Origin of the sequence: Psychrobacillus sp. OK028 (assembly GCF_900103605.1) — a bacterium.
GTDB lineage: Bacteria > Bacillota > Bacilli > Bacillales_A > Planococcaceae > Psychrobacillus.
Genome location: NZ_FNHY01000012.1, coordinates 38,264 through 61,728 on the forward strand (window position 1 = coordinate 38,264; position 23,465 = coordinate 61,728).

The 23,465-nt window shown below is 35.2% G+C and carries 25 protein-coding genes; 20 read left to right on the plus strand and 5 right to left on the minus strand.

The annotated features are described in order from the left end of the window. Positions 1–23: 23 nt before the first annotated feature. On the minus strand, positions 24–1,268 hold the full coding sequence (locus BLR36_RS17225) for a hypothetical protein (protein ID WP_093062972.1): 1,245 nt from the start codon (positions 1,266–1,268) through the stop codon (positions 24–26). Between the two features lie 88 nt (positions 1,269–1,356). On the opposite strand from BLR36_RS17225, the gene BLR36_RS17230 reads away from it, so the two are divergent. The 12 genes from BLR36_RS17230 to BLR36_RS17285 all read left to right on the plus strand — a co-directional run bounded on the left by BLR36_RS17230 (position 1,357) and on the right by BLR36_RS17285 (position 10,176). Next, on the plus strand, positions 1,357–2,469 hold the full coding sequence (locus tag BLR36_RS17230) for a mandelate racemase/muconate lactonizing enzyme family protein (protein ID WP_093062973.1): 1,113 nt from the start codon (positions 1,357–1,359) through the stop codon (positions 2,467–2,469). A gap of 14 nt (positions 2,470–2,483) precedes the next feature. Next, positions 2,484–3,173, plus strand: coding sequence for a hypothetical protein (locus BLR36_RS17235; protein ID WP_093062974.1), 690 nt, complete (start codon positions 2,484–2,486; stop codon positions 3,171–3,173). A 197-nt stretch (positions 3,174–3,370) separates the two neighbouring features. Continuing rightward, positions 3,371–3,766: a group-specific protein gene (locus BLR36_RS17240; RefSeq protein ID WP_093062975.1), complete on the plus strand. Its 396-nt coding sequence runs from the start codon at positions 3,371–3,373 to the stop codon at positions 3,764–3,766. A 320-nt stretch (positions 3,767–4,086) separates the two neighbouring features. Next, complete coding sequence (locus BLR36_RS17245) at positions 4,087–4,569, plus strand: RNA polymerase sigma factor (RefSeq protein WP_093062976.1); 483 nt, start codon at positions 4,087–4,089, stop codon at positions 4,567–4,569. Then, entirely contained in the window at positions 4,559–5,407 is an 849-nt protein-coding gene (locus BLR36_RS17250; protein WP_093062977.1) for a zf-HC2 domain-containing protein, read from the plus strand. The genes BLR36_RS17245 and BLR36_RS17250 overlap by 11 nt, the downstream gene beginning before the upstream one ends. A 760-nt stretch (positions 5,408–6,167) precedes the next feature. Further along, positions 6,168–6,560 carry a hypothetical protein gene (locus tag BLR36_RS17255; RefSeq protein ID WP_093062978.1) on the plus strand — a complete coding sequence of 131 codons (393 nt, stop codon included), beginning with the start codon at positions 6,168–6,170 and terminating at the stop codon, positions 6,558–6,560. Positions 6,561–6,708: 148 nt separating this feature from the next. Next, positions 6,709–7,179, plus strand: a complete 471-nt coding sequence (locus BLR36_RS17260; RefSeq protein WP_093062979.1) for a DinB family protein — start codon at positions 6,709–6,711, stop codon at positions 7,177–7,179. 161 nt (positions 7,180–7,340) lie between these two features. Then, complete coding sequence (locus BLR36_RS17265; RefSeq protein ID WP_139185117.1) at positions 7,341–7,760, plus strand: DUF6843 domain-containing protein; 420 nt, start codon at positions 7,341–7,343, stop codon at positions 7,758–7,760. A gap of 230 nt (positions 7,761–7,990) precedes the next feature. Beyond that, entirely contained in the window at positions 7,991–8,449 is a 459-nt protein-coding gene (locus tag BLR36_RS17270; RefSeq protein ID WP_093062981.1) for an NUDIX hydrolase, read from the plus strand. A gap of 94 nt (positions 8,450–8,543) precedes the next feature. Then, positions 8,544–8,741, plus strand: a complete 198-nt coding sequence (locus tag BLR36_RS17275) for a hypothetical protein (RefSeq protein WP_093062982.1) — start codon at positions 8,544–8,546, stop codon at positions 8,739–8,741. Positions 8,742–8,889: 148 nt separating this feature from the next. Next, positions 8,890–9,204, plus strand: coding sequence for a hypothetical protein (locus tag BLR36_RS17280; protein WP_093062983.1), 315 nt, complete (start codon positions 8,890–8,892; stop codon positions 9,202–9,204). A 120-nt stretch (positions 9,205–9,324) separates the two neighbouring features. Further along, positions 9,325–10,176, plus strand: coding sequence for a DUF2785 domain-containing protein (locus tag BLR36_RS17285; protein WP_254771446.1), 852 nt, complete (start codon positions 9,325–9,327; stop codon positions 10,174–10,176). A gap of 443 nt (positions 10,177–10,619) precedes the next feature. Here BLR36_RS17285 and BLR36_RS17290 read toward each other — a convergent pair whose 3' ends face one another. Together BLR36_RS17290 and BLR36_RS17295 are read right to left on the minus strand one after the other, a co-directional pair. Next, on the minus strand, positions 10,620–11,039 hold the full coding sequence (locus BLR36_RS17290) for a hypothetical protein (RefSeq protein ID WP_093062984.1): 420 nt from the start codon (positions 11,037–11,039) through the stop codon (positions 10,620–10,622). Beyond that, the gene (locus tag BLR36_RS17295; RefSeq protein WP_093062985.1) at positions 11,029–12,537 is read right to left on the minus strand and encodes an FTR1 family iron permease; all 1,509 of its coding nucleotides are present in this window, start codon (positions 12,535–12,537) and stop codon (positions 11,029–11,031) included. Before BLR36_RS17295 ends, BLR36_RS17290 begins: the two co-directional genes overlap by 11 nt. Positions 12,538–13,202: 665 nt before the next feature. Between BLR36_RS17295 and BLR36_RS17300 the strand changes: the two genes are divergently transcribed. The 6 genes from BLR36_RS17300 to BLR36_RS17325 all read left to right on the plus strand — a co-directional run bounded on the left by BLR36_RS17300 (position 13,203) and on the right by BLR36_RS17325 (position 19,709). Beyond that, the gene (locus BLR36_RS17300) at positions 13,203–14,249 is read left to right on the plus strand and encodes a bifunctional glycosyltransferase family 2/GtrA family protein (RefSeq protein WP_093062986.1); all 1,047 of its coding nucleotides are present in this window, start codon (positions 13,203–13,205) and stop codon (positions 14,247–14,249) included. Between the two features lie 99 nt (positions 14,250–14,348). After that, positions 14,349–16,007 (plus strand): hypothetical protein, encoded by a 1,659-nt coding sequence (locus tag BLR36_RS17305; RefSeq protein WP_093062987.1) that lies wholly within the window; start codon positions 14,349–14,351, stop codon positions 16,005–16,007. A gap of 220 nt (positions 16,008–16,227) precedes the next feature. After that, a complete protein-coding gene (locus BLR36_RS17310; protein WP_093062988.1) occupies positions 16,228–17,067 on the plus strand; it encodes a MerR family transcriptional regulator in 840 nt (279 codons plus the stop codon). A 64-nt stretch (positions 17,068–17,131) separates the two neighbouring features. Further along, positions 17,132–18,313 carry an MFS transporter gene (locus BLR36_RS17315; protein WP_093062989.1) on the plus strand — a complete coding sequence of 394 codons (1,182 nt, stop codon included), beginning with the start codon at positions 17,132–17,134 and terminating at the stop codon, positions 18,311–18,313. Between the two features lie 131 nt (positions 18,314–18,444). Then, positions 18,445–19,266 (plus strand): squalene/phytoene synthase family protein, encoded by an 822-nt coding sequence (locus BLR36_RS17320; protein WP_093062990.1) that lies wholly within the window; start codon positions 18,445–18,447, stop codon positions 19,264–19,266. Between the two features lie 17 nt (positions 19,267–19,283). After that, entirely contained in the window at positions 19,284–19,709 is a 426-nt protein-coding gene (locus BLR36_RS17325) for a GatB/YqeY domain-containing protein (RefSeq protein ID WP_093062991.1), read from the plus strand. Positions 19,710–19,751: 42 nt separating this feature from the next. Here BLR36_RS17325 and BLR36_RS17330 read toward each other — a convergent pair whose 3' ends face one another. Then, complete coding sequence (locus tag BLR36_RS17330; protein ID WP_093062992.1) at positions 19,752–20,942, minus strand: class I SAM-dependent rRNA methyltransferase; 1,191 nt, start codon at positions 20,940–20,942, stop codon at positions 19,752–19,754. Positions 20,943–21,056: 114 nt separating this feature from the next. Here BLR36_RS17330 and BLR36_RS17335 point away from each other — a divergent pair, with 114 nt between their 5' ends. Next, complete coding sequence (locus tag BLR36_RS17335; protein WP_093062993.1) at positions 21,057–21,302, plus strand: hypothetical protein; 246 nt, start codon at positions 21,057–21,059, stop codon at positions 21,300–21,302. A gap of 32 nt (positions 21,303–21,334) precedes the next feature. After that, entirely contained in the window at positions 21,335–23,101 is a 1,767-nt protein-coding gene (recQ, locus tag BLR36_RS17340) for a DNA helicase RecQ (RefSeq protein ID WP_093062994.1), read from the plus strand. Here recQ and BLR36_RS17345 read toward each other — a convergent pair. Then, entirely contained in the window at positions 23,086–23,307 is a 222-nt protein-coding gene (locus BLR36_RS17345; protein ID WP_093062995.1) for a DUF2187 family protein, read from the minus strand. The two genes, recQ and BLR36_RS17345, sit on opposite strands and share 16 nt — an antisense overlap. Positions 23,308–23,465 lie beyond the last annotated feature (158 nt).

Below are 23,465 nucleotides of genomic sequence, written 5' to 3' on the forward strand. Positions count from 1 at the left end.
CCCTTTTTGTTATTATAATTCAGCTAATTATAAGTAGGAAAGTTTAGCTCATATATAGCGCGTGGTCTGCCTTGCTGATAGGTCATTTCTTCCCCAACGACTTGTGCATATCCATGATCCGTTAGTTTTTTTAGGATACGTTCGGTCGTACGTCTACTTACCTGTAAATAGAATTCTAAATCATATGCAGTAAATTCTGTGGACTTTCTTGAACGACTAAACTGTATAACTTTAGATAAGTTTGCTGGGCTTAAAGTTGTTTCCTTTGCTATTTGCACAAGCTGTGGATCGTTATTTTTTAAACGAATCTGTTGACTGTTATTAGGATACGGCCCGACCAATACCTTGGAATCCGTTAATAGATAAGCCGTATTATCAGTTGTATAAGATAAGGCATCTTTTGCGTTTTGGGTAGCATCTATAACGGTTTTACCATAGCCAAATGCAATTTTAAGTGGAGAGGAAGACAAATTCATCCAACTAGCAATACTGTTTTTAGTTAAAGCTTCTTGAACATCACCTTGTGTGGAAAACAGGGTATACAAATTATCCGCTTCTTTTACAATAGTAGCTTGAATAGTAGCTGCGATTTGCTTAATGTTATGCTCGGATAAAGAATCTTCTATTGTTGACTGGATATAACCTACTGCAATTTTTGCAGACTGACTTTTAAAAAGAAGTGCGAGTGATTTTGTATCCTCTATTCCTTTAATAATAGATCGTTTAGGGTCAATCATTCGAATTACAGCCAAATTATTGTCTTTTAAGGCTTTATAGACTGCATGAATACTCGTAATTGCGAGAATGGATTTACCGCTTTCTTGTAAATTTGTATGAAATGAGATAATCTCTTTCAAATCATAGGATGTATCTATTTTCATTAAATACGGAGACTGATCACTTTGACCGATATCCTCCAATACACTTTGGACACTTTCTGGATGTATTAAATCGATAGAAAGTTTCTGGATGGAAGTTGCTTTAGCTGAGCAAACTGATAATAAGGTTGTTGTGATAGCGTTTTCATCTTGTTTCAAATAAAAGACCGGAATAGGTAGTTTTTCGATTGATCCTGTAGCGTAAACAAAGGGAAATGATCCTGAAAAAAATACCGCATCACATGGCTTGATATCTTGTATTATATATTTTGCTTCAGAAGGGTTGTCGTATGTATAATAATTCAATTGAATGGATGAAAGTTCATGCTCAAAACTTTTTAAATTCTCGATAAAATTTTTTGATCCAAGTACCGCGATACGTGTTAACATGTATATAACTCCTTTTTTAAATTTTAACGACTAATTAACGACAACTATAAATGAAAATATTCTACTTGTAAAGAAAAGAGGAAATTTTATGAAAATAAAAGAAATTGATATTTATGCAATCCGACTACCTTTAATCGATCCCTTTATCATAAGTTACCATACTTACGATGATATGCCATCTATTATTGTAAAGATTACTACGGATGATGGTTTAGTGGGTTACGGGGAGGCTGTTGCTGATGAGCATGTGACAGGTGAGACTTGGGAAAGTACATATGCATTATTGAAATATACGTTAGCACCAGCTGTTATAGGAGAAAATCCTATGGAGTTTGAGCGATTACATGAAATAATGAACAAAGCGGTTTATCAGGCACCAGCAGCAAAAGCCGCAATCGATATTGCCTGCTACGATTTGGCAGGGAAAAAACTTGGTGTTCCCGTATACCAACTACTAGGTGGTCGTTATCACGAAAAATTCCCTGTGACACATGTATTAAGTATTGGAAAACCCACAGATATGGCAGAAGAAGCAAAAAGAAGGATACAAGAAGGATATTCCTCCTTTAAGATGAAGGTAGGTACAGACGTACAGGTTGATGTGAAACGTATTCAAGCGGTACGTGCAAAAGTCGGAGAAGAAATTGCTATTCGTGTAGACGTAAATCAAGGCTGGAAAAATAGCGCTACAACTATTATGGCTATGCGTCAGTTAGAAAAAGAAGGGCTAGATTGGCTAGAGCAACCAGTAATAGCTGATGACTTCAATGGAATGGTAGAAGTAAAAGCAAAAACAAGTACCCCTCTTATGATGGATGAAGGTTTACGAAACTTTAGGGATATGCGCGAGTTAATTGAGAAACAAGCTGCACATAAAGTGAATATTAAACTGATGAAATGTGGTGGAATTTATCCAGCGATGAAACTAGCTCATATGGCAGAGATGGCAGGCATCGAGTGTCAAATCGGTTCCATGGTGGAATCCTCTATTGGATCGTCTGCAGGATTTCAAGTAGCATTTTCTAAAAAAGTATTTACTAGCGTAGAGTTAACGGGTCCATTGAAGTTCTCCAAAGATGTTGGGAATTTACATTATGACGTTCCGTTTATACAATTAAATGAACGTCCTGGACTAGGTATAGATGTAGACGAAAAAATACTACAGGAATTAACTGAGTTCTCTACAAAAGTGACAAAATAAGAGGAAGTGTTTGCATGAAAGAATGGCAAGGTAAGCTTGGAGAGAAAAAATATATTGTTCGTGAATTGACTCTAGAACATATGGATAGCATTTTACGCTTGCAGCATATCGTGTTAAGAGCAATGGAAAACGATAATTTCTTATCTCCATTAACAGTAGGAGAATATGAAGACTCAATCGTTCGTAACTTAATGATTGGAGCATTTGTTGACAACGAACTAATTGCTTTCCGAGCTTTGGCAGTACCACCAGTTGATGAACAGCATTTAGGGTATGATATTGGTCTGTCTCATGAGCAGCTTGAGAAGGTGGTTTACCAAGAAATCACGAATGTTCATCCACAATTTCGAGGATTCGGTTTGCAAAAAAAGCTTGGTGCAATCATTATGGAACTCCTTGATGCTTCACCCTATACACATGTATGCGCAACAGTCGCACCATTCAATATTGCCAGCTTAAAGGACAAACTAAGCCAAGGTATGGTAATAGGCGCATTAAAAAAGAAATACGGAGGCATGCTTCGATACGTATTTTATAAAAAAATTCATGTGGCTCGTAATAACGGAGTTAAGTTTATAGAAATACCCATGGATGCCATTGAACAACAGCAGCAACTAATTGCGGATGGATGGATCGGTACAGCCATTTTACAAAAAGAGAACACCTGGTATGTAACTTATGAAGAAAAAGGAACATACATCTAATAGAGACACTCCCTGAATTAGTTCAAGGAGTGTCTTTTGATTTGGTTATGTTAAAGGATAAGGTTGATTACTCATAATTGAATATGAAGAATAGGTTTCAATTTTGAGCTGGATATTTATGTTAAAATAAATATTAAATTGTGAAAGTGTTCATTTATTAATAGAAATGATAAAGAATAATAAAAAGGAGATAAATTATGAAATTTTATATTGCATCTAGCTTAAAAAATATAGACCAGGTTAGACATGTTAGTAAAATGTTAATAGAAAAAGGATTTATACATACATATGACTGGACTGTAAATGAGAACGTAACAACATTGGAAGAACTCAAGGTAATAGGTCAAAAGGAGAAAAATGCTGTAATAGAAGCTGATTTTGTGGTTGTTTTATTACCAGCAGGAAAGGGAAGCCATATTGAATTAGGTATTGCTATGGGAAATGATAAAAAAATTTATCTATACTCTCCGAACAAAGAAGTAGATAACATAGAAACAACCAGTACATTTTATCATTTACCTGAAATCGAAAAGTGCTTTGGAACAATAGATGAGTTAGTAAATATTATAGATTTAAAATCAAAAATTTTTTAAGCTAACGGGTGCTTTACTTCAAGAAGGGGTAAAGTCCTTTTTCTTATTTACTAACGAAGAAGTTTAAGATGTAAATATTTGTTGGGAAATTTGAAAATGTATAAACAACCGAAATGCATAAAAGATTGAACCCGACAAGTTGAACCCGACAAGTTGAAACCAACAGTCTGGGTTTTTTTCTATTAGCTCATTAAGAAAGCTTTTACTCTTTCAAATAGTCACATAGAAAAATGTTAAAATGTATCGAATGATTAAAAAATTTAAAAGTTTGTAACGAAACGATGTTTTTTTAGATATATAGGTTGAAAGGAGGTAGAACATTGGGGGAGCTTACAGAAGTCTATGAACAATATGCCGATCAAGTCTTTAAATATTTAATGGTCCTTTGTCGTAATGTAGAAATAGCAGAGGAACTAACACAAGAGACTTTTTATCAGGCCGTTCGTTCAATCGATGCTTATAATGGCGAATGTAAAATGTCAGTTTGGCTCTGCCAAATTGCAAAGTATACATATTATAAGTACGTTGATAAACAAATCAAACAACCGCAGTTACCTAATCTACTAAACCAATTACCTTCAGTAGAAAACAACCTCATCGAAAGGGAAAATAAAATTGCACTTTATCGGATGATTCATTTGTTAGAAGAACCGTATAAAGAAATCGTGTTACTTCGTATACTGGGCGGCTTAACCTTTAAAGAAATTGGAGAAATACATCTAAAAAATGAAAATTGGGCAAGGGTAACCTTTTACCGGGCTAAGTTAAAATTAAGAGAGCGAGGGTATATGAGTGAAGAATGAATGTTATATAGTGCATGATTTATTACCATCATATATAGATCAACTATGCAGTGAGGAAAGTGCAAGATTTATAGAGCAGCACATCGCAACTTGCGAACAATGTGCTGAACTTCTGAATCAAATGCGTGTAGAATTTGATGTTCAAGAGCAACCAGAAATTAATGCTCGCATAGATCAAAAAAAACCTTTTCAAAAAATTGCACATTTTTTCAATGCACAGAAAAATTTCAGGAAATTTTTAAGTATTTCCTTTTGGGTTGCACTCCTCGTGACGGTTGGATTTTTTATATACTCTTTGAACGTGTTGTCCGAACTTAACGATGAACGAGAAGAGGCAAGAGTAATTGAACAGCAAAAACAGGATATTATGGAAAAGACATTCTTAGTATTATCGGCACAAGCTAATATAGATGAAATGGCACTGCAAGCCGTTTTTCAAGAATATAGTGGGCAACTAGAATATTTAGCTGTATTTCCTATTGGAAATATAGATAATGTCACGTATTTACAAGAAGGTCCTAAAAATTTCTATCCAATTGATTATTCACAAGCAGAACTTGTTATTGGTGAAAATGGGAAGATTACTGAGTCTATCATTCCGAATGATTATGATTTAGGAACTGTTGCAATGGCCGACGATCAATGGATTGTACAATTTGAATATCAGGAGTCATATCTTGAAACAATTGAAAATGCGCATCAAATTAAATATTATCCACAGTCTATTTGGACAGTCTTTCAGTTGCCGATTGTATTTTTCATTATTACTATGTTCATTTTTGGAGTATGGCTAATTCAGAAACGTATTACAAAACCAGTGGAAAACATTTTGGACTAACTTAGAGACCAACGAAATTTTCAAGACTGCTGGTTTTAAATGCTTACAAGATATAGCAAGCTATTCCTTTAGTTGATTTGTATCCAGCAATGCCATCTCTACATCTTTAAAATAATCAATTAGTAACGTAGATTGTAATTGATATGTTTTAACGTTTGTGATGAAAAGCCCTCTATTCGCTTATCCGCTTCAAACGAAAATATAGTTCAAAGCGAATTAGCCTATTCTACATCTGGCTTTGATATTAAAACGGAAACTGGATTCAGTTTTGAGTGGGAAAACTTTTGATTCCTCGATTCAGGAAATGAAGATTTTAGGAGGTGGATCTGCAAGAAAACTTACGGTTTTCGGTTTATGCACTTCATAAAAAGCCTTTTGATGCTGTTTCTGTTTATCCAATCCAATAGTAACTCGAAAATACTTAGCCGCATTGTTATTTAAAATAACGGGTGCTTTACTTCAGGTAGGAGTAAAGCCTTTTTTCTTATCGAACTAAAACAACAGGATAGTTCAATAAGAATAAGTAAAGTTGTACACTCTAACGGAGGGAAATATATTGAAATCAATCTCTTTATTTCTTTTAGGTTTAATTGTTTCATGGTTGATACTGGGGGTTATTACAGGTGACTATGGTATAAAAAACACACAATTTTTTTAGTAATTTGCGTATTTAGGTGGCAAATTAGCTATTCGGGTTTCTTAGGCAACTCCTTTTTCTTATTGAACTAAAGGGGCAGGTTAATAAAATGGGGGTGAATTTTTGAAAAGAAACAAAGTAATAATTTTCATTATATCTGTGATTTTTTTATTGTGCTTAGTGTGGATTTTATTTCCGAATAAAAGTGCAGAAGTAAAAAGTTTCACCTATGAGATAGAGGAAAACAAGGACGAACTTATTATTGAAGTTAACTATCAATTCACTAACAATACAGGCAATTTTAGTTATGCAACTATTGTTTTAGACAGCTTTTTTTATGAACGACTTAAGAATCCAGAATCTTTTGAACCCATTTTTTTAAACGGTGGAGTATCTGGTTCTACAAGAATAATTATTAACAAAGAGGACTTAACTTCAGACTATATTGAATCGTTAAAATCAAAGGAAAGAAATCCTTTTCGTGCTATAAGTATCGGTGAAGAAATTATTTTGTAATAAATTAACTAACGTGTGCTTTACTTCAAGAAGGAGTAAAGCATTTTTTCTTATTGAACTATCGAAGCAAATTACTTTTAGAAGGATTATTTTAACTTCTTGGAGAAAAGTTAAGTGTTGGTCAAATAGTTTAAAGGAGGAAGATGTAATGAATCGAACCAATTTTTTCTTAAGAATGCTTGACACTACGTTCGACAAGGAGAGTTGGTATGCTCCGTTAAAGTCTGCAATTGATGGACTTACCGCTGAAGAGGCTATGTGGAGACCGGATGGAGAGGCAGCAAATACAATTTGGGAAAATGTTAATCATCTCATTTACTATAAAGAGAGACTAACAGCAAATTTACAAGGCCATGAATGGACACAAAATCTTGATGGTGATGAAACCTTCTCCTTGACGGAACAATTAAATGACAATAAGAAATGGTCAGAAATTGTTAAACGTGTAGAAATGGTTCAACACAATTTAAGAGAAGCAATAAGTAAAACAACAAATGGAGATTTTGAACAAAGTAATTTAGAAGAAAAGCTATATAATATAATACTTCACGATGCATACCATACCGGTCAAATTATTCAAATTAGGAAGATGCAAGGTTCTTGGCCGTCACATCGTTAATAATAGGAAGCGAAGGCTCGTGAAATGTGGTATTTAAAGGAATATTGTTGAATAAGCGTCACCTTTCTTCTTCTACTAACGGGTGCTTTACTTCAAGAAGGAGTAAAGCCTTTTTTCTTATTTTCATAAAAAAACTCACGTTTATTAAAAGGGGGGAGTATTTGTTGAAGTGGAAGAAAAGATGGACTGCAATTGTTTTGATAGGGGTAGTTCTTATAGTACTAATTGCTAACATAGATACCTCAAAAGAGACAGTTATTTATCACGTTCCTGAAGGATTTAAAGGTTGTATGACAATCTATTATAGTCAAAAAGGACATGAAACCTTGGACATGAAGGATAATGAAATAATAATAGATATTCCTAAAGATGGGAAGGTGATAACTTCTACCTCTGAGAAAGATTTTAATAAAATTGGTTGGCATAAAACAAAGGCGTATTACGTGAATAATTCAGGTGCAAGAATAAAGAAAATACCCAATTCAATGTATCAAAACGGCATGAGTTCAACATCGAATAATGACCCTAAGTCAGCACGATTCACTATATCGTTTGATGATGTGTCTGATAATTGTTATTAAGTGTGAAAGGGTGTAACCCGTATTAAATCCCGTAACTTTCTTCAACTAACCGGTGCTTTAGTTCAACAAGAACTTCATTTTGATGGTCTAATTTTTCCGAAACATCAAGTAGATCTCAGAAATCCATTGTGAAATGTCACACTTAAACTAATGCAGCAGTTTAGTTGAATAAGGGATAGTGTTATAAATAATATGTACATTAAGGTGATAATTTAATTTTGGGGGTTTATATGGGCTATATTATGGATTTAAGAAAGTTAGTAGGTAGTCGTCCACTTATAATGGTCGGTGCCTGCGTCATTGTAATAAATAAAGATAATAGGCTACTATTGCAACTACGTAAGGATAATAATTGTTGGGGATTAGCTGGTGGTTCTTTAGAAATGGGTGAATCTTTAGAGCAAGCAGCTAAAAGAGAATTACTGGAAGAAACAGGTTTGGTAGCAAATAAATTAGCGTTATTCAATGTCTATTCAGGCGAAAAGTTCTACTATAAATATCCGCATGGTGATGAGGTTTATAACGTAGTAACAGCTTACATATGTAATGATTATGAAGGTGTATTAAAAAAAGAGGATAGTGAAGTTCAAGAATTACATTTCTTTGAATTCAACGAACTTCCGTCGAACATTAGCCCACCCGATTTACCGGTAATACAAGAATACATACAAAAGTTTATGTTCAACTAACGGGTGCTTTACCTCAAGAAAGGTTAAAGCGTTTTTCATTGAACTAAAGCGGCAGAATAGTTCAATTAAACATTAGAATTATAGGGGTGATTTTATGGATAATCTTAATATGCTTATTGTAATATTTATTGTAGTATCTATTGGTGGATTATTAGCCCTTTATGGAGTCATAGAAGCAGCAGTCAGAAATGGTATTAATAGTTCAATAATTGGGCAATTTCTTGAAAAAAAGAATGGAACTGAAGAAGACAAAAAAACTTTTCTAGATAATGATTTAGATAACAGGGATTAAATTCGCTCTTCAACTAACGGGTGCTTTAGTAAACAAGTGACTGCCTGTAAAGGTAGCTTTTTCTTATCGAACTAACGAGCAGGTTAGTTTAACAACAATTTGAAACTAAGTACGTAATATGGATCTAATCCTTCAAGGGGGTGTTATTGTGAAAAATAAAATTACAATCAGTTTTATATTATTAATTTGTTTATTTTTTGCTGGCTGTTCTGATGATTATCAAGAAAGTTTTACTTTCACAGGTACAGTAGAGGAAATTCTTATAGAAGAAATGTTAGTTATTAAAGAATATGGCGGAGTCGAAGAAGGTAGAAAAGATGGAAATGTATATGAAATACCCGTTGATGATGTAGAGAAATATAACATTGGGCAGAAACTTGAAATAACTGTCTTCTCTAATACTTCTGATGATAGTTGGGATTTATACAATATGAAGTTCGATATAAAAACTGTCGAAAGTTAAGCTTCTTCTTCAACAAACGTGTGCTTTACTTCAAGAATTAGTAAAGCTTTTTTCTTGTTGAACTAACGCAACAGTTTAGTTTAAGAAGAGTTCTGTGTTATTAGAAAAGGGGTGGATGATATGGATGGCTTAGAAGTTCCATTGAGGACAATTGAACTGAAAAAAATCTTAATGGAAATTAAGAGCGGAGGAAGAACTTGGGAAGAAGAAAGTATAGTTTGTATAGTCAAATCTATGGTTGAGCACATCGGTTCAACTGATTGTGAACTGAGAGACCACCTAATTTATAGCTCTTTTTATCAATTAATTAAAGAAAAAGATAAAATTAGTCATGAGTTATTAAATGAACTACTAGAATTGTGTTTAAGTGATTTGTTATTTAAAGGAATTGGGGAAAATGAAACTGATACTGTTTTTACAAGGTCGTTTACTACTCTTTTAATAGCACTTATTCTATATAGGGATAATGAAGACAACTTTCTCTCCCAAGAAACGGTTTTTAAAATAAAAGAAAAATTACTCGATTACATTAGTTTGGAGAAGGATTTACGGGGATATGTAGCTGTAAAAGGCTGGGCTCACAGTGTTGCTCATGTAACTGACGCTATTGATGAACTTGTAAAAAGTTCAAAAATAGATAAGAAATTTTACTTGAAAATATTAAAAGTACTATGGAGTAAGGCATTTGTTTCAACTAGTGTTTATATACATAATGAAGATGAAAGGATTCTAATTCCCATACTAGAAATGGTAAATAACGGATTGGAACAAGTAGAAATAGAAACGTTAATACAAAATGTACCATTTGAATTAAAAATTCAAAAAGAACAGTTAGAGGAAGAAGAGTATTGGTTTTTATATTCTAACTGTAAGACATTCTTAAAAAGTTTTTACATCAAAGTTAATAAGAATTGTGAATTAGTACCTCTTAAAAAGAGTATTGAAAAGTGTCTATTCGAAATTTCTTTGTAATAGAAGCTAAGAACTAAATAACTAACACGAGTGTTAAACTTATCATGACTGCTACCAAAAGAGTATAGTTTATTCAACTAATGGGTGCTTTACTTCAAGAAGGGGTAAAGTCTTTTTGAAATGCGTTATGTTGCCTACAGGTAGGTGGTCGTGTGTATCTCTAGTTGGTATTTTTAGCAAAGAGATGGTTGTACCATTCCCAGAGATTTTCTTCAAAACCTTATCAATCCGTTTCGGTTTAGGTGACCTTAAAAATATGAACCGCTTAATTAGAATTAACACCACTTACTACACATCGTATTAGCTTAAACGACATTGAAAAAGGCTATGATATTTTTGAAAGTAGTAAGGAACCTGTAGTAAAAATTGCGATTACTCCTTAATTGTTCTTCTGCATAAACAAGCTCCCAATATACTTTTATGTAAATTGGGAGCTTGTTGCATTATTTTATTTTTTCTACATCAGAAAGGACACTATCCAAATCGTCAGCGGCTTTATTTAATGTGTCTTTATCAAGAGGATCAACTTCTACGCCTGCTTCAATCAAGTGAAGGGGTATTTCAACTTGTTCATAAAGGTCCGCGTCTTTTTCTTTTACTTCATCTTCAAAACTCTCCCAAATTTCTTCTAAATTTTCGCCATTTGCTTTGGCTTTTTTAGGATCATTTTCTTCTAATCTGACTTTCAAATCGGCAATTTCAGCTTTCATTTCTTTTGCTCCATCTGCTATCGATGTTTGTGAAGTCGTCTCTTCTGTCTGGGTGTTATCATCAGTTTTTGTTTTTTCATCTTTTGTTCCACAAGCCGATAAAGCCATTGATGCTGCGATGATAATAGGGAATACGTATTTTTTAGATTGCATGATTAAGTTCCTCCTGTTTTTTCATTCTTGATTGTATGGTCTTTTGTTTTATTTTAACCAAAATGGCTACAAAAACTGCCACGACTAACAAAATCATTTGGGGAATAAAGCTCTCCCAAGTTGAATAAATCGCAAAAAAATCATTGGTTGGGATGGGAGCTTGTGTAGCTGGAATAAACCCGGCTAATTGTAAACCATGAATCCCCATTCCCGTAAACTTAAAGCACAAGTAGAACATTAGAATACTCGACACCATGAAAAATGGACGCATCGGAATTTTTAAGCCTACTTTTAAAACTAAGTAAGAGGTAACCAATAAAATGATGAGACCAATCGCTATACCACCTAATAAGGAACTTAAGTCAATAGAAGATGCCATGCCAATATAAAATAAGACAGTCTCAGTCCCTTCACGGAATACAGCCAGAAAAGCTAAAATCGCAATCGAAAGTAAACTTCCAGTATTGAGCGCCTTCGTGCTTTTCTTTTGAATATAGCGATTCCATTCTAAAATACTCGATTTACTATGAAGCCAATAGCTCATGTAGAGGAGCATGACAGCAGCAAAGACGCCTGTCCATCCTGCAATCAGGAAGTTGTTGTGACCAAATGTACCAGCTGAGAATAAGAAGTTGACCAAAACGCCAAGAACAAGACTGATGCCAATACCAGAACCTACACCTACCCAAATCCATTTTTTCTTGTCCGAATGACCAGATTTCTTTAAAAAGCCCATAAGTGCTACAACAACCAATAGCGCTTCTAACCCTTCGCGTAACATAATGGTTGTAGCATCCAACATCGTATAGCTAGTTTTTGAAACAAGTGGAGATAAATAATCTCTCATTTCTTCAATGGTTTTTTTTGCCCCTTTTAGATCGGGCGGATTAGCTGAAAGCATAGAATATGAAGTAACCATATCACTTTCTGCATTTTTATAGACAGTTGCAGACTGAATAAGCACTACTCCTTCAACGTCCAACCATGATTTTCTGAATTCTTCTATACCAGATTTAGCCCCGTCAATATCTTGGTTATCAATTTTGTCTAAAGATTGATTTAATAGCAAAATTAGTTTTGCAACATCTGCATTATTTTTTGAAGCATCTTTATCAGCAACTGAAGTTGGTGAGAAGTGACCTTCAAAAAATTTTGTATTCGTTTGTTTCAATTGTTGAAGTGATTTTTGAAGACTTTTCGAGTTAACTGGGTCTTGAGCTAAAGCAAACTGAACTTGTCCCATTTTATCTTCAATATCATGGTAAGCCTGTTCAGATTTTTCTTTAATACCTGATTCAAAGGAAATCCAATTTGAAGTGTAATCTTTAAATTGTTCTGAAGCAGCTTTTATGTCACCCATTTGAACTAATTTAACCACTTCATCAATTTGAACGTTTGCTTGACTCAAGTCTTCTTCCGGACTAGAAGCGAAGCTTGTCGTTGGAAAAATTAATATCCCGATGAGGGTGATTAGTAAAGTAAAATTCATGGATCGCATTCTTTCGGCTCCTTTTATATTAATAGTTGAATAAATTGGTATTAGATTAATTGATAATGAAAATTATTATCAATTAGATTCTTTCTAATTGTAAGTTTTTTGAGATGTCATGTCAATTACAGAAATATGGGAAAAGGTCCATTAATAGAGGGAAAACAAAGACTACTTTCTTTAAAGAACTAATGAGGCTTGTGCGGTCGAGCCTAGGTCGTATCAAATAGCGGGTAGGATTCCTGACGAGAAAGAGCGGCAAGAAGAATAAAAAAACTTATCTGGAGTCAGAGACCTTGGCAGTCACACATTGATATGATACGACAACTCACGAAGTCCTACCGGTCTTTTCTTTATATCGAGTATGGTGTACAAGCGATAATAAGCAAGGAAGCCAATTGCGGTTGTAGGGAGTCGGATAACAGCGTAGTACCAATGGACCATCAACTAATGGATGCTTTACTTTAAGAATGGGTAAAGACCTTTTCTATGTTTATCGTAGTTGCATCATGGAAAAAGAGCTTTCAGGTAAATAAGAAAAATTGTCCTGTTATAACAAACACCTAGTGAGAAGTATCACTAGGTGTTTAATATTTAACGAGTATTTGAGAAGAGAACCGGGTATAGGATAGCAAAATCTAATCTCTTTTCGAGAGATAGAAAGAAGGTCCAGAGTGAAACAATTTGCCATAATCATACCTGCCTACAAGCCCGGTGAAACATGCAGAAAGCTAATAGATGACATCATTAAGGCAAATTTTCAATCTATCATATTAATTGACGATGGTAGTGGAAAGGAATTTGAACCCATCTTTCATGCTTTTTCTTTAATTCCGCAAGTAACCCTTCTTCGTCACGCCGTCAATCAAGGGAAAGGCAGAGCTTTGAAAACAGCTTTTCATTACATACTTAATAATTCTTTGCCTCATAAAGCTGTCATTACTGTAGATGCAGACGGGCAGCATCTTGTATCGGATATGGTGAAAGTTGCTAAACAGATGTCCCGAAAAACGAATGCTATAGTACTAGGCAATCGAGACTTCTCGGAAAAAGGGGTGCCTTTCCGCAGTTTTTTTGGAAATCGCTGTACTCGTTTACTTTTCCGATTATCAACAGGTACTGTTCTTACAGATACTCAAACGGGGCTTCGTGGAATTCCTACAAAGCACCTTCCTCAATTACTAGGTGTTACAGGGGAGCGTTTTGAATATGAGATGAATATGCTGGCAGCGCTAAAGCCAAAAAATATTCCGATAGAAGAGGTAGCTATTCAAACCGTTTATCTCGGAGAAAATAAATCCTCTCATTTTCGTCCACTAAGGGACTCATTTCATATTTATAAGGTCTTTCTATTCTATGCACTGTCTGGAGCAGCCTCTTTTGCTATAGATATCGGATTATACGCCTTATTTATAAAGCTTTGGAGAGAAGATGCACCCGAACTATTTATCGTTATCGCTACTATCGCAGCTCGTTTTTTATCGGCCCTATTCAATTATTATATAAATCGCAATAAAGTTTTCAAACAGGGCTCCCGAAATTCGTTTATCCGCTATTATTTACTCGCTGCTTCTATCATGTTAATATCTGCTGGTTCCGTCCATTTCCTCTATGCAGAATGGCTTGGAAGAGGAGAAATTGTATTGAAGGTTATAGTAGACGCAATTCTTTTCATTTTTGGTTTTATCATACAGCGTGCTTGGGTATTTCGAAAGGAGTAACGAAGTTCAACTTAGGCGCTTGCGCGTTTCTTTTATGAAACCATTTTCCTTCTCATCCGTAAAATAACTATGCTTAAAAAGAGAAAGAGGGTTTGAGAAATGACCAGCGTATTTATTATTTCGGTAGTTGCGGCGCTACTTACAGCATTATTAGTAGTCCCATTGACAGCTAAAAGAAAAGACATGGTAACTTCTATCATTGGTCTGACGATTTTAACTTTTATCGTACTCGCAATTATATATTATGTAACTAACCTAGATCGTAATTGGACCGCGTTATGGCCATTGCTAGTTATCACTACTTTAGCAGGGATGATACTCGCTAAAGGACAGGAACAAAAAGTAAAAGGTATTCTGTTCTTAGGAAGCTTAGGTTTAGCTATATTTATGCTAACAGCACCTTTTTGGAATGCAGATCAAAAATATAAAGTGGCAGAAATGCAGCAAGAGGTTGAGATTGAAGCATTTGATGAAACGAAGACACCTGCTAGTGTACCACCAAAATTTGCACGCAATAAAATGAAAAAAGCTTTTGGGCAAGTACCTAATACGAGCTATTACGAATTAGGTAATTTACAAATTCAAAAAGTAAAAGAGGAATATGTATATATTGCTCCAGTAGAATTTTCTGGACTTTTCAAATGGTGGAATGGAGATGTCACACCAGGTTATTTTACAATGAGTGCAACCGACTCGTCGGATAACCCAAAATTTATAGAAGCAGAAATGAGCTATACACCGTCTTCTTATTTCCATAAAAACTTAGAAAGACATATGCGTATGAAGCATTCGACAAAAATTTTCTATGGGGATCCTCAATTAGAAATAGACGAGGATGGAAAACCTTATTACATCCGTTCTTACGGTAGCTTCATTTCTGCGCGAAATGGATTTGATGTAAAAGGAATCGTAGTGGTAGATCCAGCTACAGGTCAGACAGACTCCTATAAAATTGGTGATGTACCGGCGTTTATAGATGGGGCCGTATCTCCGGAAACAGTAAGTTTACAAAATAGCTATTTTGGTAAATATATACATGGATTTATTAATAGTCTATTTGGTAAAAAAGATGTGAAGCTTCCATCCGATGAAGGAACCGAGGCAAATGTAAGTCCTATTTTTGCAGAAGACGGGCAAATGTATTACTTTACAGACTTTACGAGCCCAAAAGAGGGAGTAGACTCAATGCTTGGTTACTCTTTGACAGATGGTCGAACAGGTGAGGCGACTTACTATACAGGGAATCTTGAGGAATCTTATATGGATTCCCAGGGGGCACTACAAATTATTGAAAAGAAATTTATCGAGAAAAAGTGGTCTGGTGAAATGCCGGTGTTATACAACTTTTACGGAGAAGCTAGTTGGTTAACACCCGTATTAGACTCTAATGGATTCCTGCAAAATTACTTTATAGTGTCAGCTGCAAATCCAGAGATCTCTGTCTATGGAAATACGCCAAACGAAGCTTTAAAACTATATAAAACAGCTATTCAACGTGGAGGTAGCTCCGTAGATGGTAGCTCCAATGCCGAAGAGAAATCGGTAACTGGTACGGTTGTGCGTGTCTTTAAGGAACGTGTAGGCGACTTTACACAAGTTTCGTTCTTGTTAGATAACAAGCAAAGCTATATTGTATCTTCCGAAGTTGCACCACTGGCAGTGTATATGCAAGAAGGGGATAAAGTGCAAGTGACATTCCTAAATACAGAAGAACTTTTCTTGCCAGTAAAAGAGGTAACAATTGAAGGAATTCAATAGTGGAAAAAGTGAAACTTAAATCAGTGGGGATTTTCTTCTTACCCACTGATTGGAAATTGACCATTCTGGCTTTTAAGGGCAGTTGTTTCCAATTGTGGTTTGTTGTTTCGATCAAGCCTGATGTGGGAGTTTTCCTACCCGTTAATGCGGGATAAATAAAAGCTATCCTAGATTAAATAGGGTAGCTTTTATTAGAGTTTAAAACAAATGGAGGGATGATTTGAAGATCCATTATTTGACGATAGGAGAAGTAGCAAAGCTTAGCAATATCTCCGTTCAAACTTTACGATACTATGATCAGATAAACTTGTTTAAACCTTTTGGGGTCAATTCGAGCAATCGATATAGATTCTACCAAAATACACAACTGTACTATTTAGATATTATTAAATCCTTGAAATATCTTGGGTTATCACTAGAAGAGGTTAAATCAGTATTAAAATTAAAGCCAGAAGAATTAGTCATATATTTGGAAGATCAAGAAAAAAGAATTGAAGAACAATTTCAAAGACTCAACAAAACAAAGCAAGTTTTACAACGAAAAAAAGAGCAAATACAATCTTTCGTGCTAGAACCAAATATGATGACTGTCAGCAGAAAGAATTTATCAGAACAAAAAATAGTAAAGATAAAAGCGCATAATATGAAAGTTGATGATATCCCAAATAGGGAATTTGGACGTATCAGTAAAGTGTTAGAAGAGGAGGGTAGTGTATTCGATACATTATATGGTGGATCCTTTCCTTTCCAAAGGTATGAATTTTTAAATGATATAAACTATGATTACTTATTTACATATATTGTGACAAATAAAGATTTTGAAGTGAAATATGAAGATGTGGAAATTAGTTTGTTACCTGCTGGAGAGTACCTTAGTATTTCTTTTGTTCTAGAGGACACTGAATATATTGAATGCTATCAGAAGTTAATCGACTATATCGAGGAGCACCAATTAGTCGTGGATCCGATTGTATATGACGTATGGATGCCAATAAATTATTCAGCTTCCAAGGAAGATGAGTTTTTAGTAGAACTCAAAATACCTATTCAAACTACTTGACCCTATAGTAACTATAGGGTTTATTTTTATTTTATGCTGAAATAGAATTAAAAGGAGTTTAAAGATGGTTTCTCAAAGAAGTGGTCTAAATAAAGTGATTTATTTAGTATTAGTAAATTTATTTATTGTATTTTTAGGCATAGGACTGATTATTCCAGTTATGCCTACATTAATGCGGGAGATGAGCTTAGAAGGCTCTACAATGGGTTATTTAGTTGCCGCATTTGCATTTGCACAGTTATTAATTTCTCCAATTGCAGGTAAATGGGTAGATTCTATTGGACGTAAAAAAATGATTGTAATTGGTATGTTCATATTTGGAGTGTCAGAAATGCTCTTCGGTCTTGGCCAAGACGTGAAGATATTATATATTTCAAGAATTTTAGGAGGTATCAGTGCCGCTTTCATTATGCCAGCTGTCACGGCTTTTGTAGCAGACGTCACTTCTTTAAGAGAACGGCCAAAAGCAATGGGGTATGTTGCTGCCGCGATTAGTGCAGGCTTTATAATTGGACCTGGAATCGGTGGCTTTTTAGCAGAACATGGAACTCGACTTCCATTCTTTGTTGCTGCAGCCCTAGGATTTTTAGGTGGGGTATTTTCGCTTGTTATTTTGAAGGAACCTGCAAGAGAGAGTGTAGAAAGCGAAGGAAAGCAAGTTAAACCAAGTTTTCGTAAAGTATTGGAGCCAATCTATTTAATTCCGATGATTATCATTTTAGTATCTAGCTTTGGATTAGCTGCTTTTGAAACAGTGTATTCTATTTTTGTAGATCATAAATATGGATTTACACCAAAGGATATTGCGGTAATCATTACGGTAAGTGGTGTTCTGGGAATCGTCTTCCAAGTCTTAACCTTTGATCGCGTTGTAGGTAAAATTGGGGAAATTAGGTTGATTCAAATTTGTATAGGTGTATCAACGGTTTTTATCTTTGCGATGATTAAGGTCTCGGCTTACTGGTCAATTTTACTAGTTACCTTTGTGATTTTCTTATTGTTCGACTTAATGAGACCCGCGCTTACAACGTATTTATCTAAAATAGCTGGAAATGAGCAAGGCTTTGTTGGAGGATTAAACTCCACATTTACGAGTATAGGAAATATTATCGGACCTAGTATTGCAGGGATATTATTTGATGTGCATATTGATTATCCTTATGTATTGGCAATGATTATACTTGCAATTAGTTTTGTAATATCATTATTTTGGAAGGAACAAAAACCAGTTTTTAAAGAACAGTAGAATAATTAAAGGCTGTAACACTTACAATTCTCCTACTCATAAAGGTAGTTATTTTGTCTTTTTGATAAAATCCTATACAATAGTAGGTAGATAATTGTCGAAGGGTAATTGATTGAAACGGAGGATTAGACATGCATGATGTAGCAAAGTTACAAAAAGAAGCAATGGACATGCTAAAGAAAACAAGTAGAACTTTTTATATCCCTATTACTTTTTTAGAGCCAAAACTAAAAAAAGCGGTTGCCTCTGCTTATTTATGCATGCGTGCAATAGATGAGATTGAAGATCATGAATCGCTAAATCCAGAAGAAAAACAACATATATTATTATCGACAAGTAAGTTATTATTAGCAGATTTCGACAAAGAGGCATATGAGCAGTTGGTAGAGCCATATCGTGAAATATTGCCCCCTGTATCCATGAGACTAGGGGATTGGTTGGAAATTTGTCCGACTGATTTATTGGAAACGGTAAAAACGTATACGAGTGAAATGGCAGAGGGAATGGCAAAATGGGTAGGTAAGAACTGGCAAGTAAAAACAAGAGAAGACTTAGATGAATATACATACTACGTAGCTGGTTTAGTTGGTGTAATGCTATCGGACTTATGGAAATGGAGTGCAGATATAACGACAGACCGCAATTTAGCTATTGCATATGGACGTGGCCTGCAAGCGGTTAATATATTGCGCAACAAAGATGAGGATAGCGAGCGTGGGGTGCAATTCTTCCCAGAAGGATGGACTCGAGCAGAGATGTTTGACTATGCAGAGGAAAATCTAGCCCAAGCTGATGAGTATATTAAGAGTATAAACCGCAAAAGTGTATTATTATTCTGTAAATTACCTCTGGCACTTGCTCATAAAACACTTAATGCATTGAAGAGTGGAAAAGAAAAAATGACCCGCTCTGAGGTAGAGCTAACTGTTGAGGAAGTCCAAGCAGAGGTTTAATAGAGAGGAAGAAGTATATGTTAAAAACTATCGTATTTGATCAGATAAAACGTGCTATGAAAGAAAAAGATGTGCTAGCAAAGGGAGTACTGACTATCTTAAAATCTGCCCTAGATAACGCCGAAAAAGAAAAAGGATCTGCTCTTACTCCAGAAGAGGAAATTGCTATCGTAAACAGAGAAGTAAAACAAACAAACCAAGCTTTAGAAGGTGCAAAAGAAGCTAATCGTGAGGATTTAATCGAAAAAGAAAATGCAAAACTAAAACTACTAGCTAGCTTCCTGCCAACCCAATTAACGGAAGAAGAAATCGTGAAGGTTTTAACTGAAGCGGGCGTTACAAAAGGCATGAATATGGGGGATGCAATGAAAATTGCCAAACCTTTACTTGCTGGAAAAGCAGATGGAGCAACGATGTCTAAAGTAGTGAAAAGCTTACTATAAAAAGGAGGACGCAAATGCGTCCTCCTTTACCGTTCTACTTTATTATTTCGCACGTATAAATAGTACCTTCAAATAATTACCTTCTTTAAAGAGTGGAGAAGTTCTAAAATCACTTGGAAGCGAGAACTCTTCTTCAATCGAGTATTTTCGATTACTCTCCTTGAAAGCTTTTTCCACAAACGATTTAAACTTTTTCATCCCAAATGTTGCGTTATTGGTAGAAGCTACAATTACACCGTTTTTTTCCGTAATATTAATGGCATCCATTAGTAATTTTGTATAATCCTTGGCTGAACTAAACGTATACTTTTTTGACCGGGCAAAACTAGGTGGATCGAGAATAACCATATCAAAGGATAATTCTTTGCGTTTCGCATACTTGAAGTAATCAAATACATCCATCACGATAATATCTTGTTGTTCTACGTCAATTTCATTTACTTCAAACTGTTCAGTTGTTTTACTTAAGCTACGTTTGGCAAGATCCACACTAGTTGTTTTCGTAGCACCACCAGCGGCTGCAAATACGGAGAAGGCTCCAGTGTACGAGAATGTATTGAGTACCGTTTTTCCTTTCGAATAGTTATCTCGAATTGTTTTCCGGACATCGCGTTGGTCTAAAAACACTCCAACCATAGCCCCGTCATTTAAGTAAATAGCAAAGTTTTGACCATTTTCTTTTACTAGGAGAGGAAATTCTCCGCGGTCCCCTTTAACGAAATCATCGTCTTCCACATATTGCCCTTTTGTATCAAAACGTTTCTTTTCATAAATTCCTTTATACGGAGTAGATGCTTCTAGTGCTTCTAAAATCATCTCTTTAAAGGAGTAGATTCCTTCGCTATACCAACTGATTAAATAGTATCCGTCAAAATAGTCAATGGTTAATCCACCTATACCGTCTCCTTCACCATTAAATACACGAAAGGCTGTTGTATCGGTATTATGGTAATAGTCATCTCGGTATTTGATCGCAGAAGCTATTTTCTTTTGGAAAAACAATTGATCAATTTTTTCGTTTTCATTTTTCGTTAGAAGCCAGCCGATACCTTTATTTTGTTTTCCGACATAACCTTTTCCGATAAATTTACCGGATGGATTTTGTAGTTTTAAAATAGCTCCCTCTTCGAGAGATTCCGTCTCATGGAAGCCGTCTTTCATTAAAATAGGAACGCCCTTTTGTAAGTCCTGGGCTAGTGTTTCATTTACTTTGATAGTTATTTCATTTCGCATTATTGTAGTCATCCTTATATGTTTTTTTGTATATTATCTCATACGTATGAGTAAAAACCCTTGATAGTCTTATGGTACAATATACTATACATGCGTAGAGGAAGGAAGTTTGCTATGAAAAAGTCAAGAACAATCCCGCCAATTATGATTGTTGTGGCGGTGTTGGCAACAATTATTTTAAACCAAGAAGAATATTCGGAAGTAACAATTATAAATAAAGTACTTATTATTATAGGGGCGGCTATATTATCTTCTGTAATCGGTTATTTATTATTAGGAAGAGATGTAAATAAAGTGGACCCAAAACCAACAAATAACACAGTGAACAAGACCAATAATAAAAGTAGGAAAAGAGGATAAAAGGTTTCAAACAAACGACTGGAGTGACCTAAGTGTTAGAAAAAGCACGTCAATTATTACAAACTTATTTTGGATATGATTCGTTTCGCGAGGGCCAAGAAACAGTTATAAACTATGTATTAGATGAGAACTCTAGCCTGTGTGTTATGCCCACTGGAGGGGGGAAGTCTTTATGCTACCAAATTCCTGCTCTTATGTTAGAAGGCACTACAATTGTTATCTCTCCGTTAATCTCCCTTATGAAAGACCAGGTGGATACTTTAATTCAGGCTGGGATTCCCGCAACCTTCATAAACAGTACATTAACGGCTGAAGAAGTAAGAGAAACAATGGAGGAAGTGCAAAATGGCCAATATCGTTTACTGTATATAGCTCCTGAGCGTTTAGAGTCTCCCAACTTTTTAAATCAATTAAAAAAAGTAAAGGTTCCGTTAATAGCAGTGGACGAAGCGCATTGTATCTCTCAATGGGGGCATGATTTCCGACCGAGCTATCGGGCTATCCATCGCTTAAAGGAAGTTTTTACAGAGCAACCTACTGTGCTTGCACTAACCGCTACTGCAACGCCGGCTGTCCGAGATGATATCTGTCGATTGTTGCAAATTCAAGAGGATAATACAGTTATCACTGGGTTTGCAAGATCAAATTTAGCATTTTCGGTCGTATTAGGACAGGATAAAAATAAGTTTTTAAAAGAATTTATTAAGAAAAATGCGAATGAGGTAGGAATTATTTATGCCGCTACTAGAAAAACGGTAGATCTGTTATATGATTTACTAAATAGAGCAGGTATTCAAACTGCAAAATATCATGCTGGTCTTCCAGAAGCATTTCGAAACAAAGAACAGGAACGTTTTCTAACAGATGAAGCACAAGTAATGGTTGCAACCAATGCTTTTGGTATGGGAATCGATAAATCCAACGTCCGGTATGTAATTCATTATCAATTACCGAAGAATATGGAAAGCTATTATCAAGAAGCTGGAAGAGCGGGAAGAGATGGATTACCAAGTGAATGTGTCGTTTTGTATGCATCACAGGATGTCCAAACGCAGCGTTTTTTAATAGATCAAGCAATGGATCGTGAACGAATCCCTCAGGAGCTAGAAAAGCTACAGGGGATGGTGGATTATTGTCACACTGAAAATTGTTTGCAGCAGTTTATCGTTACTTATTTTGGAGAGCCAGATGCTACAACATGTGGTCGATGTGGAAATTGCACAGATTCCAGAGAGGTTCAAGACGTTACTAAAGAAGTTCAAATGGTTCTTTCATGTGTAGTTAGAATGGGACAAAGATTTGGTAAGACACTGACTGCGCAAGTATTGACAGGCTCTGAAAACAAAAAAGTGATAGATTTTGGTTTTACGAAGCTATCTACTTATGGAATATTAAAGGGCAAGTCTTTAAAAGAAGTGTCAGGCTTAATGGAGTTTATGATTGCGGAAGGGTTTCTTTTAGTAAAGCAAGGTAGTTTACCAACTATTTATGTATCAGATGCGGGAAAAGAAGTATTATTGGGGAAAAGAGTAGTGAATCGTAAAGGTGTAGCTGTAACGAAACAAATCGCTAAGAATGATCCGTTGTTTGAAAGACTAAGAATACTTCGGAAAAAAATTGCGGACGAAGCAGGTGTACCACCATTCGTAATTTTTTCTGATAAGACTCTACAGCATATGTGTGCAGAGCGTCCGCAAACCGAAGAACAATTATTAGAAATTCACGGAATAGGTGAAAACAAACGAGAAAAATATGGACAAGCTTTTCTCGAGGAGATTCACAATTATACTACCGTGTAGTTTTTATGAGATACTACCGTAAGATTAGAAGGGACATTAATCTTTTTGGCATCTTCGGTAGAGATTTCAACTATCACCGATTGCTCTAAAATTTTAAAAATAGTGCCTTGAACTTCGTGATCATTACGAGTGAAAGAGATCTTCTCATCAATTTTCCTAGCTGCCACGAAGGGTGAAACTTCCTTAGGTTGTCGTTGGAAACTCATGTGTCTGCCTCTTTTCTAGTTTTATTACGCAATTAGCGATAGTTTAATTATACCATAGATTTGAATCGGAAATCTGCAAAAGAGATTATAATTACTCGAATACAAGGGAATCATGTCGAAGAGTGCAAATGTTTGAATGGTTATATGATAAGGGAAAG